This is a genomic window from Streptomyces capillispiralis (assembly GCF_007829875.1).
In the GTDB taxonomy this organism is placed as follows: domain Bacteria; phylum Actinomycetota; class Actinomycetes; order Streptomycetales; family Streptomycetaceae; genus Streptomyces; species Streptomyces capillispiralis.
Genome location: NZ_VIWV01000001.1, coordinates 6,704,837 through 6,720,433, shown reverse-complemented (window position 1 = coordinate 6,720,433; position 15,597 = coordinate 6,704,837). Strand labels below are relative to the sequence as shown.

General features: G+C 73.1%; 15 protein-coding genes. 7 read left to right on the top strand and 8 right to left on the bottom strand.

Going from position 1 to position 15,597, the window contains the following annotated elements:
• Positions 1–45: 45 nt before the first annotated feature.
• The gene (locus FHX78_RS29485; protein WP_145870428.1) at positions 46–1,392 is read left to right on the top strand and encodes an MFS transporter; all 1,347 of its coding nucleotides are present in this window, start codon (positions 46–48) and stop codon (positions 1,390–1,392) included.
• Between the two features lie 277 nt (positions 1,393–1,669).
• Entirely contained in the window at positions 1,670–2,044 is a 375-nt protein-coding gene (locus tag FHX78_RS29480) for an RNA polymerase-binding protein RbpA (RefSeq protein WP_003977404.1), read from the top strand.
• A gap of 120 nt (positions 2,045–2,164) precedes the next feature.
• Here the strand turns inward: FHX78_RS29480 and fxsA are convergent, their stop codons facing one another.
• The 4 genes from fxsA to FHX78_RS29460 all read right to left on the bottom strand — a co-directional run bounded on the left by fxsA (position 2,165) and on the right by FHX78_RS29460 (position 6,318).
• A complete protein-coding gene (gene fxsA / locus FHX78_RS29475; RefSeq protein WP_145870427.1) occupies positions 2,165–2,749 on the bottom strand; it encodes an FxsA family membrane protein in 585 nt (194 codons plus the stop codon).
• A gap of 68 nt (positions 2,750–2,817) precedes the next feature.
• Positions 2,818–3,624 (bottom strand): polyprenol monophosphomannose synthase, encoded by an 807-nt coding sequence (locus FHX78_RS29470; RefSeq protein ID WP_189908608.1) that lies wholly within the window; start codon positions 3,622–3,624, stop codon positions 2,818–2,820.
• A gap of 582 nt (positions 3,625–4,206) precedes the next feature.
• Positions 4,207–5,811, bottom strand: a complete 1,605-nt coding sequence (locus tag FHX78_RS29465; RefSeq protein WP_145870426.1) for an amidohydrolase — start codon at positions 5,809–5,811, stop codon at positions 4,207–4,209.
• Between the two features lie 66 nt (positions 5,812–5,877).
• Positions 5,878–6,318, bottom strand: coding sequence for an Lrp/AsnC family transcriptional regulator (locus tag FHX78_RS29460; protein WP_145870425.1), 441 nt, complete (start codon positions 6,316–6,318; stop codon positions 5,878–5,880).
• A gap of 262 nt (positions 6,319–6,580) precedes the next feature.
• Here FHX78_RS29460 and FHX78_RS29455 point away from each other — a divergent pair, with 262 nt between their 5' ends.
• Together FHX78_RS29455 and FHX78_RS29450 are read left to right on the top strand one after the other, a co-directional pair.
• The gene (locus FHX78_RS29455) at positions 6,581–7,015 is read left to right on the top strand and encodes a hypothetical protein (RefSeq protein ID WP_145870424.1); all 435 of its coding nucleotides are present in this window, start codon (positions 6,581–6,583) and stop codon (positions 7,013–7,015) included.
• A gap of 177 nt (positions 7,016–7,192) precedes the next feature.
• On the top strand, positions 7,193–7,444 hold the full coding sequence (locus FHX78_RS29450) for a hypothetical protein (protein ID WP_145870423.1): 252 nt from the start codon (positions 7,193–7,195) through the stop codon (positions 7,442–7,444).
• On the opposite strand, the gene FHX78_RS29445 is transcribed toward FHX78_RS29450, so the two are convergent.
• Positions 7,407–8,579, bottom strand: coding sequence for an acyl-CoA dehydrogenase family protein (locus FHX78_RS29445; RefSeq protein WP_145870422.1), 1,173 nt, complete (start codon positions 8,577–8,579; stop codon positions 7,407–7,409). The genes FHX78_RS29450 and FHX78_RS29445 overlap by 38 nt on opposite strands.
• Positions 8,580–8,913: 334 nt before the next feature.
• Here FHX78_RS29445 and FHX78_RS29440 point away from each other — a divergent pair, with 334 nt between their 5' ends.
• Positions 8,914–10,152 carry a glycoside hydrolase family 18 protein gene (locus tag FHX78_RS29440; protein ID WP_145870421.1) on the top strand — a complete coding sequence of 413 codons (1,239 nt, stop codon included), beginning with the start codon at positions 8,914–8,916 and terminating at the stop codon, positions 10,150–10,152.
• 69 nt (positions 10,153–10,221) lie between these two features.
• On the opposite strand, the gene FHX78_RS29435 is transcribed toward FHX78_RS29440, so the two are convergent.
• From FHX78_RS29435 to FHX78_RS29425, 3 genes are all read right to left on the bottom strand, one after another.
• Positions 10,222–10,644: a hypothetical protein gene (locus FHX78_RS29435; protein ID WP_145870420.1), complete on the bottom strand. Its 423-nt coding sequence runs from the start codon at positions 10,642–10,644 to the stop codon at positions 10,222–10,224.
• A gap of 93 nt (positions 10,645–10,737) precedes the next feature.
• Positions 10,738–10,878 (bottom strand): SCO1431 family membrane protein, encoded by a 141-nt coding sequence (locus tag FHX78_RS29430; RefSeq protein WP_145870419.1) that lies wholly within the window; start codon positions 10,876–10,878, stop codon positions 10,738–10,740.
• A gap of 142 nt (positions 10,879–11,020) precedes the next feature.
• Positions 11,021–12,394: a peptidase C39 family protein gene (locus FHX78_RS29425; RefSeq protein WP_145870418.1), complete on the bottom strand. Its 1,374-nt coding sequence runs from the start codon at positions 12,392–12,394 to the stop codon at positions 11,021–11,023.
• 210 nt (positions 12,395–12,604) lie between these two features.
• On the opposite strand from FHX78_RS29425, the gene FHX78_RS29420 reads away from it, so the two are divergent.
• Both FHX78_RS29420 and FHX78_RS29415 read left to right on the top strand, forming a co-directional pair.
• Positions 12,605–13,258, top strand: a complete 654-nt coding sequence (locus tag FHX78_RS29420) for a uridine kinase family protein (RefSeq protein WP_145870417.1) — start codon at positions 12,605–12,607, stop codon at positions 13,256–13,258.
• 419 nt (positions 13,259–13,677) lie between these two features.
• Positions 13,678–15,555, top strand: a complete 1,878-nt coding sequence (locus FHX78_RS29415; protein WP_145870416.1) for an AAA family ATPase — start codon at positions 13,678–13,680, stop codon at positions 15,553–15,555.
• The last annotated feature ends 42 nt before the right edge of the window (positions 15,556–15,597 follow it).

Below are 15,597 nucleotides of genomic sequence, written 5' to 3'. Positions count from 1 at the left end.
TGCCCCGGCGGCCGCGCGCGGTCGCGGGGAAGCGAGGGGGGACGGGTGGGCACCGACACGGCGCGGTCACCGGCGGGGGACGAGGCGGCCGAGCGGCGGCGCGAGCAGCACGGCTGGTACGTCTACGACTGGGCGTGCTCCGTGTACTCCACGAGCGTGCTCACCGTGTTCCTCGGCCCCTATCTGACGTCGGTCGCCGAGGCGGCGGCGGACGCGGACGGGTTCGTCCACCCGCTGGGCATCCCGGTGCGCGCGGGCTCCTTCTTCGCCTACTCCGTCTCCCTGTCGGTGATCGTGGCCGTCCTGGCGATGCCGCTGGTGGGTGCCGCCGCCGACCGCTCCGGGCGCAAGAAGCCGCTCCTGGCGGCCGCCGCCTACACGGGGGCCGCGGCGACCGCGGGCATGTTCTTCCTCGGCGGCGAGCGCTATCTGCTGGGCGGCGCGCTGCTGGTCGTGGCCAACGCGGCGCAGTCCGTGGCGATGATGCTCTACAACTCCTACCTCCCGCAGATCTCCACGCCCGAGGAGCGCGACGCCGTCTCCTCGCGCGGGTGGGCGTTCGGGTACGCGGCCGGGGCCCTGGTGCTGGTCGGGAACCTCGTCCTCTACACCGGCCACGACGGCTTCGGCGTCTCCGAGAGCATGGCGGTGCGCATCTGCCTGGCGTCGGCGGGCCTGTGGTGGGGTGCCTTCGCGCTGGTGCCGCTGCGCCGGCTGCGGGACCGCCGCGCCCCCGCGCGGGAGGCCGCCCCGCCGGGCTTCCGGCAGCTCGCGGCGACCGTCCGCGACATGCGCCGGCACCCGCTGACGCTCGCCTTCCTGCTGGCGTACCTGGTCTACAACGACGGCATCCAGACGGTGATCTCCCAGGCATCGGTCTACGGCTCCGAGGAACTGGGGCTCGGGCAGTCGACGCTCATCGTGGCCGTGCTGCTGGTCCAGGTGCTCGCGGTGGCGGGCGCCCTGGCCCTGGGCCGGCTGGCCCGGCGGTACGGCGCCAAGCGGACGATCCTCGGCTCGCTGGCCGCCTGGACCGTGACCCTGGCCGCCGGGTACTTCCTGCCGGCCGGGGCGCCGGTGTGGTTCTTCGCGCTGGCCGGCGGGATCGGCCTGGTCCTCGGCGGCAGCCAGGCCCTGTCCCGCTCGCTCTTCTCCCACCTCGTGCCGCCCGGCAAGGAGGCCGAGTACTTCTCGGCGTACGAGCTGAGCGACCGGGGGATGAGCTGGCTCGGGCCGCTGCTGTTCGGGCTCACCTACCAGCTGACGGGCAGCTACCGGGACGCGATCATCTCCCTGGTGGGCTTCTTCGTCCTGGGGTTCGTGCTCCTCGCGCGGGTGCCGGTGCGCCGCGCCGTCGCCGCCGCGGGCAACCCGGTTCCGGACAGGATTTAGCGCTCGGCACGAAAGGGCTGTAGTGTACGCGTTTGGCCTGCCAGGCGTACCGTTACTGCGCGTCAAAGATGCCGAAACGCTGTGTTACATCTGCTAGCAGATGTGACAAACCGGGCGCCGGTGGGTACTGCACTGGTTGACAAGGCTGCGGCTACGACGGCGCGCATGACCCGGAACGGGACACGGAACGGGAATCTTTACCGCCGACCGGACGTTGACCGGATGACGACGACAGCGACACCTGTCCTGTGGGCGACAAGCCCGGGAGGCACGATTCATGAGTGAGCGAGCTCTTCGCGGCACGCGCCTCGTGGTGACCAGCTACGAGACGGACCGCGGCATCGACCTGGCCCCGCGCCAGGCCGTGGAGTACGCATGCGAGAAGGGGCACCGCTTCGAGATGCCCTTCTCGGTCGAGGCGGAGATCCCGCCGGAGTGGGAGTGCAAGGTCTGCGGTGCCCAGGCACTCCTGGTGGACGGCGACGGCCCCGAGGAGAAGAAGGCCAAGCCCGCGCGTACGCACTGGGACATGCTGATGGAGCGGCGCACCCGAGAGGAACTCGAAGAGGTCCTCGAGGAGCGTCTCGCCGTTCTGCGCTCCGGTGCGATGAACATCGCGGTTCACCCCCGGGACAGCCGAAAGTCGGCTTGATCCCGGAGGGGACCGCAACCACGACGCGCAGTGGTACAGGACCGCGGGCGCCGTACTTCCGAGTACGGCGCCCGCGGTCCTGTCCGCGTTTCCCGGCCGCCCGGAGCGTCCGGACCCGCCTCAGCGCGTCAGCGGCGGACGCGGCCCCTCCGGCGTGTGGTCCCCGGAGCCGCTCCCGGGCTCGTCGCGGATGACCTCGCCCTGGACGACCTTGCCGTCGGGCCGGTGGATACGGGCCTGCTGGAAGGCGTCCCCCAGGGGACCCCGCGTGGCCTCACGAAGCTTGCGCTCGAAGGTCCGCTCGGCGTAACGGCTCACGGCCTTCTGGACCGGCGGCACCAGCAGGAGCAGCCCCAGCGCGTCCGAGACGAGGCCGGGGATGATCAGCAGCAGCCCGGCCAGCATCATCAGGCCGTTGCCCTCGCTGTTCGGCCCGGGTGCGGGGGCCGCGCCGTTCTGCTGCTGTTGCAGCGTCTCGGTGAGGCTCTTGAAGGCCCGCCGTCCGGCCCGCTTGACGACGACCGAGCCGAGCACCAGACCGGCCACCAGGACCAGGAGGACCACCAGCCCGTTCGACGCCCCGGCGACCATGGTGAGCAGCCAGACCTCCAGCACGAGCCACGCGGCGACGCCCAGCGGCAGGGCGGTGGCCAGCCGGGAGCGCCGGGGCCGGACGGGGTGTGGGGTCTGAGCGCCAGTCGTCATGCTCCCAGTGTGCCTGGGCCCGGCTCAGCGCGGGATAAGGGGAGGAGGGGGACCGGCGGTGATCGCCGTCAGGCCCGGTCCTGCTTGTCGTCGCCGCGTCCCAGGACCTTGCCGACCCGCTCCCCCACGCCCCACGCGGTGACCCGCCACAGCGCCTCCACGAGGATGTCGCGGCTCATCTTGGAGTCGCCCAGCTCCCGCTCGACGAAGGTGATGGGCACCTCGACGACGTGGTAGCCGGCCTTGACCGCGCGCCGGGCCAGGTCGACCTGGAAGCAGTAGCCCTGGGAGGCGACGTCGTCCAGCCCGAGGCCCTCCAGGGTCTCGCGGCGGAAGGCGCGGAAGCCGCCGGTGATGTCGCGCAGCGGCAGGTCGAGGGCGACGCGCGAGTAGAGGCTGCCTCCGCGCGAGATGTACTCACGGGACTTGGGCCAGTTCACCACCCGGCCGCCCGGCACCCAGCGCGAACCGAGCACCAGGTCGGCGCCCTTGAGGGCGGTGAGCAGACGGGGCAGTTCCTCGGGCTGGTGGGAGCCGTCGGCGTCCATTTCGATCAGTACGCCGTAGCCGTGCTCCATGCCCCAGCGGAAGCCCGCGAGATAGGCCGCGCCCAGGCCCTCCTTGCCCTTGCGGTGCAGCACCTGGACGTGGTCGTCCCCGGCGGCCAGTTCGTCGGCGAGCTTGCCGGTGCCGTCGGGGCTGTTGTCGTCGGCCACGAGAACGTGCGCCTCGGGAACGGCCTCGCGCACCCGGCCGACGATCGCCTTGATGTTCTCCGCCTCGTTGTAGGTCGGAATGATCACCAGAGCCGTGCCGAGCGGGCCGAAGTCCCTTCCCTGGGATCCTGCCCTGAGGGTCCCTTCGCCGTCGTTCACTGCTGCCCCTTCATGTCCTGTGCGCAGGATCCCACCATAGTGGTCGGGGCCTGTGATGACGTGACAGGACGTACGTATGGTGGTGTCGTTCTCCGAAGATCGGGTAGGAATACCCTCTTTCGGGGCGGCGACGCCACGGGCGCGCCGGCCAAGGGGCGAGGGTCGGGGCGCACGGCGGCGGATGGGGGCCCGGCGCCCTTCGGGCCGGCCTGGGATCCGCCGGCTGCGGATCGACCTGAAGCCGTTGTCTACTGAACGCCCGGGCCCCACCCGGGGTCACACCTCCCCGACCGGCTGGAACGTTCCCCCGGCACCGCGCGGGCGCTGAGCCTGGCTCCCAGTGGCGGTGCCCCGGTGCGGCACACCGTCCCTGACCCAGCGGCGCCGGCACGAGTGGCCGGGAGGTCTGCTCCGGTCGGGCGTCCGGTGGTGGACCCGGCCGAACCTACCGGCCCCCCGCTGCCGCCTGTCAACAGTCGTTCGACCTGCGTAATGTGGTTCAAATGCCTGGTCAGCGCGGAGGATCCGCAGGTCGCGCGACGGGGGCGCGACGCATGATCGTCGTCGCGCCGCCCTCGCAGATCACTCGCCCGGCCGTACGAAGACCGTGTGTCCGCCGACCACGGTGCGCAGACAGACGGGCAGGTCACGGCCCGGTGTGAGGTCGGGCAGGCCGGGGGTTCCGGAGCGGGGGTCGGTGGACCAGCGGGCCACCCGGTCGTCGGGGGCCTGGACGACGAGGTCACCGGTGCGCCAGACCGCGTAGTCGGCCGGTGCGCCGGGCACCAGGACACCCGCGTCGTCGCGTCCGGTCGCCCGCCAGCCGCCGCGCGTGTGGGCGGTGAACGCGGCACGCACGGAGATCCGGTGCTCGGGGGTGTGGTGGAAGGCGGCGGCCCGGACCGTGCCCCAGGGGTCGAGCGGGGTGACGGGGCTGTCGGAGCCGAAGGCGAGCGGGACACCGGCGCGCAGCAGTGCCGCGAAGGGGTTCAGGGTGCGGGCGCGCTCCGGGCCGAGGCGGCGGGCGTACATGCCGTCCTCGCCGCCCCACAGGGCGTCGAAGGCGGGCTGCACGGAGGCGGTCAGGGCGAGTTCGGCGAACGCGGCGACGGTCTCGGGGGTGAGCATCTCGGCGTGCTCGACGCGGTGCCGGGCGGCGCGGACCCGGGCGAGGCCGAGCGTGTCGGCGGCGGCCCGCACGCCGTCGACGACGGTGCTCACGGCGGCGTCCCCGATGGCGTGGAAGCCCGCCTGGAGACCGGCCTCGGTGCAGGCGACGACGTGGGCGGCGACGGCGGCGGCGTCCAGGTGGGCGCTGCCGGTGTGGGCGGCGTCGGCGTACGGCTCGTGCAGACAGGCGGTGTGCGAGCCGAGGGCGCCGTCGGCGAACAGGTCCCCGGCGGCGCCGACCGCGCCCAGCTCCCGCGCCCTGGCCACGTCCTGCTCGGCCCAGTAGCCGACGACGCGGGGGCCGCTCCCCTCGGCGGCGAGCCGCAGCAGGCCGGTGAAGTCGTCCTCGGAGGAGATCTCCGGGCCGCCGCACTCGTGGACCGTGCCGATGCCGAGGGAGGCGGCGTGGGCGAGGGCGGCGCGCTGGGCCTCGGTGCGCTGGGCCGGGGTGACGGCGGCGAGGGCGGCGGCACGCACCGCGTGGTGGGCGTCCCCGGTGAGCGGGCCGTCGTCGCGGGCGTCCCGGGCGCCGACGAGGTCGAGCAGGGCGGTGGTGACGACCGCGGAGTGGACGTCGATCCGGCTGAGGTAGAGGGGACGGCCGCCGGTGGCCTCGTCGAGTTCGGCGCGGGTGGGGGGCCGGCCGCCGGGCCAGCGGGCGGCGTCCCAGCCGTGCCCGAGCAGCACCCGGTCGCCGGGGCGGGCGGCGGCGAACTCCCGGACGCGGGCCAGCGCGGCCTCGAGCGAGGGGGCGTCGGACAGGTCGAGGCCGGTGAGGGCGAGGCCGGTGGCCGTGGTGTGGACGTGCGCGTCCGTGAACGCCGGGGTGACCAGCGCGCCGTCCAGGTCGATGACCTCGTCGACCCCGTCCGCGAAGGCGTCGGCGGCGCCCTCGGAGCCGACCCAGGCGACCTGGCCGCGCTCGACGACCATCGCGGTCGCGAAGGGATCGGCGGGGCTGTGGACCTCGCCGCGGCGGAGCAGGACGGTGTGCGGCGGGACGGTGCGTTCACTCATGTCCCACAGTTTCGCGCGCCGCCCGGCCCGCCCCGCACCCAGGTCCGCCTCCGGCGCGGCCCCGCGTCAGATGCGCGGCGGACGGGACTCGTACGGGGTGGACAGGACCACCGTCGTGCGGGTCGAGACGCCGGCCAGCGTGCGCACGCGCGCGAGCAGTTCCTCCAGTTCGTGCGGTGTGGACACGCGCACCTTGAGGATGTAGTTCTCGTCGCCCGCGACACTGTGGCAGGCCTCGATCTCGGGGACGCCGGCGAGGCGGTCCGCGATGTCGTCGGGGGCGCTGGGGTCGAAGGGTTTGACCGAGATGAAGGCGGTCATGGGCAGGCCCACGGCCTCCGGGTCGACGACCGCGGCATAACCGCGGATGACGCCGCGCTGTTCCAGCCGGCGCACCCGCTGGTGCACGGCCGACGTGGACAGGCCCGTGGCCTTGCCCAGGTCGGTGTAGCTCATCCGCCCGTCCTTGACGAGCAGCTGCACGATCTGTCGGTCCAGCTCCTCCATGGCGCAAGAACCTACAGTGCGCTTGATCCCCTCGGATACCGGAGCCACCAGGTCATACCCGGTTCGTGATGTGCCGGGCGGCCCCGTGCTGCGGGGGGACGGAGCCGCCGCACGGGGCACCTGCGAGTGGCATGTGACGAACGCCACACGCCTCGAACGGTCTCCGTGATGTTCTCGTGATTACGCCGGATTGGGGACGGGAAGTGCTTGCTGTGGTCGAGGCCGCAGTGCCTTCACGGCCCAGCCCGAGGGGGAGAACCCAATGCAGAGTCTTAAGCGCCTTGGTCGTACCACGTCCAAGCGGCAGCAGCCGGTCGTCGAGGCCGAGCCGGAGTACGTCGAACCCGACGCCCCGGACGACGAGTTCGACGCCTACGACACCTTCGAGATGTACCGGGTCGTGTGCCCGGACTGCGCGCAGCCCATCGCCCTGCTGGCGGACGAGGACGTCCTGCCGGAGCACGCGCTGTGCGCCTCGCCGTGGAACCCGTTCGGGCTCACGGTCTGCGCCGGTACCGGCCGCCGCGCCTCCGAGGCCCGGCCGGCGGACGAGTCCGTCACGCCCCAGGAGCAGGACACCGCCCTGCTGTTGACGCTCCCTCAGGGGCTCGACTGGCGCACCCAGCCCTTCTCGCACGTCGGCGGTCCGGGCTCGCGCCCGATGCGGGTCCCGGCGATGCGCCGGCAGGCCGCCTGAGCGGTCACCGCCCCGGGTGGACCCGGGCGGGGGCGGCGTCGTCCGCCGCCCCCGCGCATGACTCCCCTCGGTCCCCCGCCGTGCACGGCGCCTGCGGTCCGCCGCCGGGACGGCGGCGAACGCACGCCCTATTCCGGCGGTCGGTGACCCGTCCGGCCGCTGTCGCGTTGCCCAGGCATGACGACCCCCACGTACTCGACGACCGGGCGTCAACGCCGTGTCTTCGTGCCGCCGCCCACGGAGGTGGCCGTCCCCGCGCCGCCCCAGCCCCCGGACCCGCCGATCTACCGCGATCTGCTGCGGACCTGGGCCGACCGCGGCCGCACCCTGCCCGGCCGGCACGACCCGGAGTGGACCCGGCTGGCGGCGCCCTGGCGCGGGCTCGGTCAGTTCAGCGTGTCTCCGGCCCCACGAGGTGGCGGGCGATGACCATGCGCTGGATCTGATTGGTGCCCTCGACGATCTGCAGGACCTTGGCCTCGCGCATGTAGCGCTCGGCGGGGAAGTCCGCGGTGTAGCCGTAGCCGCCGAGGATCTGCACGGCGTCGGTGGTGACCCGCATCGCGGTGTCGGTGCAGTGCAGCTTGGCCATGGCCGCCTGCCGGGCGAAGGGCCGCCCCGCGTCGCGCAGCCGGGCCGCCGCCAGGTAGAGCGCGCGGCCCGCCTCGATCTGGGTGGCCATGTCGGCGAGCATGAAGCGCAGCCCCTGGAAGTCGGCGATCGGCCTGCCGAACTGCCGCCGCTCGACCGCGTAGCCGAGTGCTTCGTCGAGCGCCGCCCGGGCCACGCCGATCGCGCAGGCGGCGATGCCGAGCCGGCCGCCGTCCAGCGCCGACAGGGCGATCGCGAAGCCCTGCCCCTCCTCGCCGATGCGCCGCGCGTCGGGGACGCGCACGCCGTCGAAGTGGATCTGGGCGGTGGGCGAGCCCTTCATCCCCATCTTCTTCTCGGGCACGGCGGCGCTGAGCCCCTCGGCGTCCCCGGGGACCAGGAACGCGGTGATGCCGCGCGGGCCCTCCTCGCCGGTGCGGGCCATGACGGTGTAGAAGTCGGCGATTCCGCCGTGGGTGATCCACGCCTTGGTGCCGTCGATCACCCAGTCGTCGCCGTCGCGGACCGCCTTGGTGCGCAGGGAGGCCGCGTCCGAGCCGGAGGCCGGCTCGGAGAGGCAGTAGGCGCCGAGCAGACCGCCGCCGAGCATCGCCGGCAGGCACTCGGCCCGCTGCTCCTTGGCGCCGTAGGCGGCGAGCGCGTACGAGGCGAGGCTGTGCACGCTGACGCCGAGGCCGACGGTGAGGCGTGCCGTGGCGAGCTCTTCGAGGACCTGGAGGTAGACCTCGTACGGCTGGTCGCCGCCGCCGTACTCCGCGTCGTAGGGCAGGCCGAGCAGTCCGGACTCGGACAGGAGGGTGAACACCTCGCGCGGGAAGCGTCCCGCGTCCTCCTCCTCGGCCGCCACGGGGGCGATCTCGCGCTGGGCGATGTCGCGGACGAGCGAGATCAGGTCACGGGCCTCGTCCGTGGGCAGTTGCCGGTCCACCGGCTGCGGGGCGCGGTCGGGCATGGCGACGCTCTCCTCCCTGTTCGGGCACATCGGCGTGCGCCTTGGGTGGGGGCGGCTCCGCCGGGGTCGTATCGGTGCCTGGCCGATGCTCGCACTCCCGGGTCTCGGAAGCTGCTGACCAGCGGCTGTGCGCTGTGAGTATGCCCGATCCCGGGGAGCAAGTCACTTGTTAACGACCGCTTACTTCAAGAAACCCGCGCGGGGTCCTCCGCCCCCCGAATTGGTCCGCACCATTGACCCAACTGGTCTAGTCCTCCTAGGGTTTCGCTCCACCGAGTCACCGCGTTCATGCCAATCCGACTCGCGTTCCCCTCCCCCCACGAGGAGACACTGGATGTCATCCCCCCACCGCCCCCGCACCCTGCGGGCGCTCCTGTCGGCGGCCTGCGCCGCCGTGCTCGGCGCCGGACTGCTCGCCGGCGCGGGCGCCCCGACCGCCACGGCCGCGACCCCGGCCCAGGAGGCCGCCGCCGGCTCCAAGGTCATCGGGTACTTCACCGAATGGGGCACCTACGACCGCGAGTACTACGTCAAGAACATCGAGACGTCGGGCTCCGCCGACAGGCTCACGCACATCAACTACGCCTTCGGCAACGTCACCGGCGGCAAGTGCGCCATCGGCGACTCCTACGCGGCCACCGAGCGCACCTACACCGCGGCCGAGTCCGTCGACGGCGTCGCCGACACCTGGGACCAGCCGCTGCGCGGCACCTTCAACCAGCTGCTCGAACTGAAGAAGAAGCACCCGGACCTCAAGGTGCTCTGGTCGTTCGGCGGCTGGACCTGGTCCGGCGGCTTCGGTGAGGCCGCGAAGGACCCGGCCGCGTTCGCCCGGTCCTGCTACGACCTGGTCGAGAACTCCCGGTGGGCCGACGTCTTCGACGGCATCGACATCGACTGGGAGTACCCGAACGCCTGCGGCGCCACCTGCGACACCAGCGGCCGCGACGCCTTCCGGGAGCTGATGTCGGCGCTGCGCGCCACGTTCGGCTCCGACCACCTCGTCACCGCGGCGATCACCGCGGACGCCACGGCGGGCGGCAAGATCGACGCGGCGGACTACGCGGGCGCCGCCCAGTACGTCGACTGGTACAACCCGATGACGTACGACTTCTTCGGCGCCTGGGACGCGGCCGGCCCCACCGCTCCGCACTCGGCGCTGACCTCGTACGACGGCATCCCGAAGGCCGACTTCCACTCCTCGGCGACCATCGCGAAGCTCAAGGGACTCGGCATCCCCGCCGAGAAGCTGCTGCTCGGCATCGGCTTCTACGGCCGCGGCTGGACCGGTGTCACGCAGGCGGAACCCGGCGGCACCGCGACGGGCCCGGCGGCGGGCACGTACGAACCCGGCATCGAGGACTACAAGGTGCTCAGGAGCACGTGCCCGGCGACCGGCACGGTGGCCGGCACCGCCTACGCCAAGTGCGGCGACGACTGGTGGAGCTATGACACCCCGGCCACCGTCACGACCAAGATGGCCTACAAGGACGAGCAGGGTCTGGGCGGCACGTTCTTCTGGGAGCTGAGCGGCGACACCGCCGACGGGGAGCTGATCAAGGCGATCCGGTAGCCCTTCCGGGCGCGCGGGGGCGGGGGTTCCACGGGGGGACCTCCGCCCCCGCCGCCGTCCCGATCCGGCTCAGGCCCCGCGGCGGGCGGGCACCGGGGCCGGGTAGGCGGGGTCCAGTTCCTCGATGGCGCGCATGGCGCCGCCGAGGGTCTTCACCAGCAGGTCGCGCAGGGTCTCGCGGGGCAGTTCACCGCGGTCGATCCGGGCGAGTGCGGCGCCCTCGACGCCGCACACCCAGGACAGCAGCCCCATCCGCGCCAACGGCGCGATGCCGGTGCGGCCGTAGGCGCCCTCGGCGATGGTCGCGACGATCGCCTCGCGCGCACCGTCACGGAGGGCGTGCACCTCGGCGTCGAAGCCGATGCCGCCGCTGTCGTACGACGTGTCGGCGAACAGCCACCGTCCGATGGCGATGAGTTCGGCGCGGCGCGCGGCAGAGCGCTCGGTGCCGCGTGCGCCGGGGCGCACGGCGGACTGCCGGCTGGTGTTCACTGTCGACCCAGGTCTCCTGCGGGCGGCGGGACGTCCCGCCGCGGTATGGCGGGTCGCCGCGGAGCCGGATCACGCCGGCCGGACGGGCTGCCGTCAGAGCAGTCCGAGCTGGGTCACGAACATGGCGACGACCACGACGAGGGTCCATCCCATGACGTGCTCGAGGATCTTCGGACCATCCTCCCGGGGCCCGCCGGTGCGGGCACGGGTGACGGTGGCTGCGTTCGCGGTCATGGCTTCTCGCTGGTCTCGGTGGTGCGGTGGACTCCCCCCGCGGTCCTGTCCACCTTGCCAGCGTGGGCGGCTCCCGCGGCCGAGAGCTTCGTCACACGCGACGGCGGACCCCGGCCGTCCGGGGCCCGCCGTCCGCGGCGGGTCAGCGCACGCCCACCGCCGCGAGCGCCCTGCGCTGGCGCGGGGTCGGACGGGCCGGGAAGTAGAGGTAGCAGACCCCGCCGGTGCCGGAGACGACCTTGCCGGAGGCGTTGTACCGCTTGGTCCGCAGCCAGATGTTCTCCCACTCGCGCCGCTTGTAGACCCGGCGCACGGCCTCGTTGTCGTCCGAGGCGGGGTCGTTGGCGATCACGTCGCCGTCGGCGGTGAAGCCGATGACCGTCATCAGGTGCCCGGCCGTGCCGTAGCCGGCCCCGGTCAGCTCCTCCGCGCGGAAGGACTGCGAGGTGATGGCGGGGATGCCCGCCGCGATCAGCGTCTCCAGGTCGGTGAGGGAGCCGAGGCGGGTGACCACGCCCTGGAGGTCCTTGAAGGTGGCCGCGTACGCGGCGTTGAACGGCCAGTTGCCGCAGCCGGCGTACTGGTAGTCGTAGGTGTACCGGGCCGCGTGGCAGACCTGCGGGTCGGCGTAGGACGGGTCGACCCAGGACAGTTGCTCCTCGGTGAGCCGGCCGCCCCAGTACTCGATGATCATCTGCGAGGAGGTCGGGCTGCACCAGGCCTCGCCGCCGTTGTCGTACTCCGGGTACTGGCCCTTGTGGATCTCCTGCGAGTAGCGCGGGACGGTCAGTTCCCGGGCGAGGCCGGGCGTGGAGGCTGGGACGGTGAACCGGTCGGGGACGTCGGAGCCCATGGCGCCGATCCGCCACACGGTCGGCGTGAGACCGGTGCCGGGGCGGCGGTAGAGGGTCAGGCGCAGCCGGTAGGAGACCACGCGCAGGCCGGAGGCGGCGTCGTCGACGGCGAGCGTGTCCGTCCACACGCTGCTCCTGCCGTCGCCCTGGTCGTCCACCGAGGTGCGCCGGATGTCCTGGTCCCCCGCCGCCCAGCGGCCCATGACGTACCACGGCGTGTCCGTGCCGTCGGAGTAGGTGCCCTTCAGTTCGGCCTGGATCCAGGTGCCCTCGGGGGTGCGGGCGTTCCAGGAGACGATCGCCTCCGTCGCGGGGACGCCGAGGCGGTGGACGGGCGAGGTCCAGGTGGCGTACTCCCAGGCGGCCGTGCGGCCGGTGTGCGGGTCGGTGTGGTCCGTGGTGCCGGCGGCTCGCGCGATCACCAGGCCGGGGCGGGCGCCGGCCACGGCACGGGTCCCGTCGGCCGTGCCGCTGCGCCAGTCGGCGTACGACGTCCAGGCCCGGTTGTCGACGGCGCGGGCGCGGGACGGGCCGTCGTCCGGGGTGTCGGTGGCCCCGCCGGTCACGGTGCCGGCGGACGCCGGGCCCGCGGTCCCGGCGACGGCGGCGACCACCGCAGCGGCCAGGAGGGTTCTGCGGGAGGGCAGTTCGGCTCTGCTCATGGGTGGAGGACCCCCAGGTGTCGGAGTCGGGACAGGACCAGTGCACGGCCGGCGGACGGCGTGCGTCCGCCGGATGGAGCGGGTGTGCGCCAACTATGAACGCAGCCGGGCGGATCCTGCCAGCACCGGGGCCGTGCCGCGCCGGTCGACATGGGACTCGACCAATGGCGGGACCTGTCCCGGTCCGTACGGAAGGGGGGCCTAGAGTGCTTGCGTCAGCCCCCCAACCCCCGGGAATCAGCCATTCACGCTCTCGCCGCCCGTATCCGCCGGCTCGCCCCCTCCTGCGGCCCGGTCCGGCTCGTCGGTGTCGACGGCCACGCCGGCTCCGGGAAGTCGACGTTCGCCGGTGAGCTGGCGCGGGAGCTGGACGGCGCGCCGGTGCTGCGGCTCGACGACATCGCCTGCCACGACGAACTGTTCGACTGGACGGGGCGGCTGCTGAGCCAGGTGGTCGAACCGCTCCGCCGTGGCGGGACCGCGCACTACTCCCCCTACGACTGGCGGACCCGCCGCTTCGGCCCGCCCCGTCCGCTGCCGCCCGCCCCGGTGGTCGTCGTCGAGGGGGTCGGCGCGGGACGCCGGGCGCTGCGCCCGCATCTGGCGCTGCTGCTGTGGATAGAGGTGCCCCGGGAGGAGTCCTGGGCCCGGGGAAAGGCGCGGGACGGGGAGGAGCAGAGGGAGTTCTGGGACGGATGGGTGCGCGCGGAGCGCGAGCACTTCGCCCGCGACCCCTCTCGCCCCTTCGCCGACCTTCTGGTGCTTCAGCGGCGGACGGGATACGAGCTGCTTCCTGGGCCTGCCGGGACGGGTGAGCCACCCCCTCCCCTCACACACGGTGACGAGCCATCCGCAATGTGGTGATCCTGTGAAGAGCGGTCCCGGACAAGTTGCCGGAGTACCCCAACTCGGCTTGACCGGGGGCCCGTACAGGTCTTACGTTCTCAATGTGCGGCCCTTCGGGAGCCGCCCGCAGACGCGAAGCCCCCGGTTGTTCCCCCGTGATCGGGGGCTTCGTTCTGCCCTCTTCACGTTTTCCGGCCGCTCAGCGGCATATGACGATCACCCTGGGTCACCGCTCCGTCCCGTCCCGCCTCGCCCTTCGAGGTGCACGGCACCCTACGGCCGTGGCGCCGCCGCAGGTACGATGCCCTCGGTGCGACCTACGGACGCTGCTTCGCGCACCTTGCAACTCCGGTCCGCGGCACAGCGGTTCGACCAAGGGAGCCGACGGCCGGGAGCCGGCCGGCACACCGACGGGGGCACGGTTTGTGGGGGACGTGATGGACTTCGGCACGCAGGGCCCGCAGGCCCCGGCCGACCTCGCCTGGCTGCGAGGCGTGGACGCCTACACGATGGGCGCCTATCCGCAGGCGGAGGAGGAGTTCCGGGCCGCGGTGCGGATCGACCCCGGGATGGCCGACGGCTGGCTCGGGCTGCACGCGCTGCGCGTCGACACGACGACCGCGCTGCTCAGGATGTTCCGGCACCGCGAGCGCTTCGGCGAACAGCGCGCCCGGCACCGCCGCACCCTCAACTCCTGGTACTGGCTGGGCTGGTGGGTGCAGCCGGTGCTGGAGAGCCCACGGGACCTGCTGCTGGCGCACGCTTCGCACTGGCTGGACGGCCGCCATGTCCCCGAGCTGGACCGGGCGCTCGCCGGACTGCCCCCGGTGGACACCGATCCGCAAGTGCGCTTCCTGCACGCCTGCCGCGCCTATCTGGTCAAGGACTGGGAGCAGCTGGTCCGGCACACCGAGCCGCTGGTCGACGACCCGATGCTGGGCATCGAGGCGGGCCTGTTCGGCGGCATGGCCCGGGTGCGTCTGGAGATGTACGGGCAGGCCGAACCCCTGCTGTCGGCCGCGCTGATGCGGTGCCGCAGCGAGCAGCCCCAGCGCAAGGAGCTGCGCTACTGGCTGGCGCGCGCCCACGAGGGAACCGGTCGCAGCGCCGCCGCGCTCCCCCTGTACCGGGCCGTGCACCGGGTCGACCCGGCCTTCATGGACACCTCCGCCCGGCTCGCCGCGATCGCCGAGGGCGACGGGTACGAGGGGTACGACGGTGACTCCGCCGACCTCGCCGCGATCACACTCACCGGTGCCGGGCAGGACATCATGGACGGCCCCGACCTGCTCGACCCCCTCTTCGGCAGCGAGGGCCGCGATCTCAGGCTGCCCGAGCCCGAGCCGCCGCAAGGCCCCCTCCCCTCGGTCACCGGTCCCTCGGTGCGCGAGCGCGCGGGCGCCGCGGCGTCCGCCCTGCCCACCGGCCCCACCGACCCCGCGTTACTGGAGGAGGCGCTCGCCGAACTCGAGCGCATGGTGGGCCTGGAGCCGGTGAAACGCCAGGTCAAGGCGTTGTCGGCGCAGCTGAACATGGCCCGGCTGAGGTCCGGTCAGGGACTGCCGGTGCATCCGCCGAAACGCCACTTCGTCTTCTCCGGCCCCTCGGGCACCGGCAAGACCACGGTGGCCCGCATCCTGGGCCGCGTCTTCTACGCCCTGGGACTGCTCGGCGGCGACCACCTGGTGGAGGCCCAGCGGGCGGACCTGGTCGGCGAGTACCTCGGGCAGACCGCGGTGAAGGCCAACGAGCTGATCGACTCCGCGCTCGGCGGGGTCCTGTTCGTCGACGAGGCCTACTCGCTCTCCAACTCCGGCTACGGCAAGGGCGACGCGTACGGCGACGAGGCGCTCCAAGTGCTGCTGAAGCGGGCCGAGGACAACCGCGACCACCTGGTGGTGATCCTGGCCGGCTATCCGGAGGGCATGGACCGGCTGCTGGCCGCCAACCCCGGGCTGTCCTCCCGCTTCACCACCCGCGTGGACTTCCCCTCGTACCGGCCGCTGGAGCTGACCGCGATCGGCGAGGTGCTGGCCGCCGAGAACGGGGACGCGTGGGACGAGGAGGCGCTGGACGAGCTGCGCTCCATCGCCGGGCACGTGGTCGACCAGGGCTGGATCGACGAGCTGGGCAACGGGCGGTTCCTGCGGACGCTGTACGAGAAGAGCTGCGCGTACCGGGACCTGCGGCTGTCGGGGTATCCCGGGACGCTGACGCGGGACGACCTGGCGACGCTGCGGTTGCCGGACCTCATGCAGGCGTACGGAGAGGTGCTGTCGGGCCGGGGGCCGCAGGATCCGTCGCCGGGGCCGTGAGACGCCGGCGAGGGAGCCGACCGTCGGAGGCGCCGACGACGG

Coding starts and splice junctions, on each gene's coding strand:
- FHX78_RS29465 (WP_145870426.1), bottom strand. CDS start 5,811: ATGAGTGAACGCACCGTCCCGCCGCACACCGTCCTGCTCCGCCGCGGC.
- FHX78_RS29450 (WP_145870423.1), top strand. CDS start 7,193: ATGACGACCCCCACGTACTCGACGACCGGGCGTCAACGCCGTGTCTTC.
- FHX78_RS29455 (WP_145870424.1), top strand. CDS start 6,581: ATGCAGAGTCTTAAGCGCCTTGGTCGTACCACGTCCAAGCGGCAGCAG.
- FHX78_RS29480 (WP_003977404.1), top strand. CDS start 1,670: ATGAGTGAGCGAGCTCTTCGCGGCACGCGCCTCGTGGTGACCAGCTAC.
- FHX78_RS29440 (WP_145870421.1), top strand. CDS start 8,914: ATGTCATCCCCCCACCGCCCCCGCACCCTGCGGGCGCTCCTGTCGGCG.
- FHX78_RS29460 (WP_145870425.1), bottom strand. CDS start 6,318: ATGGAGGAGCTGGACCGACAGATCGTGCAGCTGCTCGTCAAGGACGGG.
- fxsA (WP_145870427.1), bottom strand. CDS start 2,749: ATGACGACTGGCGCTCAGACCCCACACCCCGTCCGGCCCCGGCGCTCC.
- FHX78_RS29415 (WP_145870416.1), top strand. CDS start 13,678: ATGGACTTCGGCACGCAGGGCCCGCAGGCCCCGGCCGACCTCGCCTGG.
- FHX78_RS29430 (WP_145870419.1), bottom strand. CDS start 10,878: ATGACCGCGAACGCAGCCACCGTCACCCGTGCCCGCACCGGCGGGCCC.
- FHX78_RS29425 (WP_145870418.1), bottom strand. CDS start 12,394: ATGAGCAGAGCCGAACTGCCCTCCCGCAGAACCCTCCTGGCCGCTGCG.
- FHX78_RS29445 (WP_145870422.1), bottom strand. CDS start 8,579: ATGCCCGACCGCGCCCCGCAGCCGGTGGACCGGCAACTGCCCACGGAC.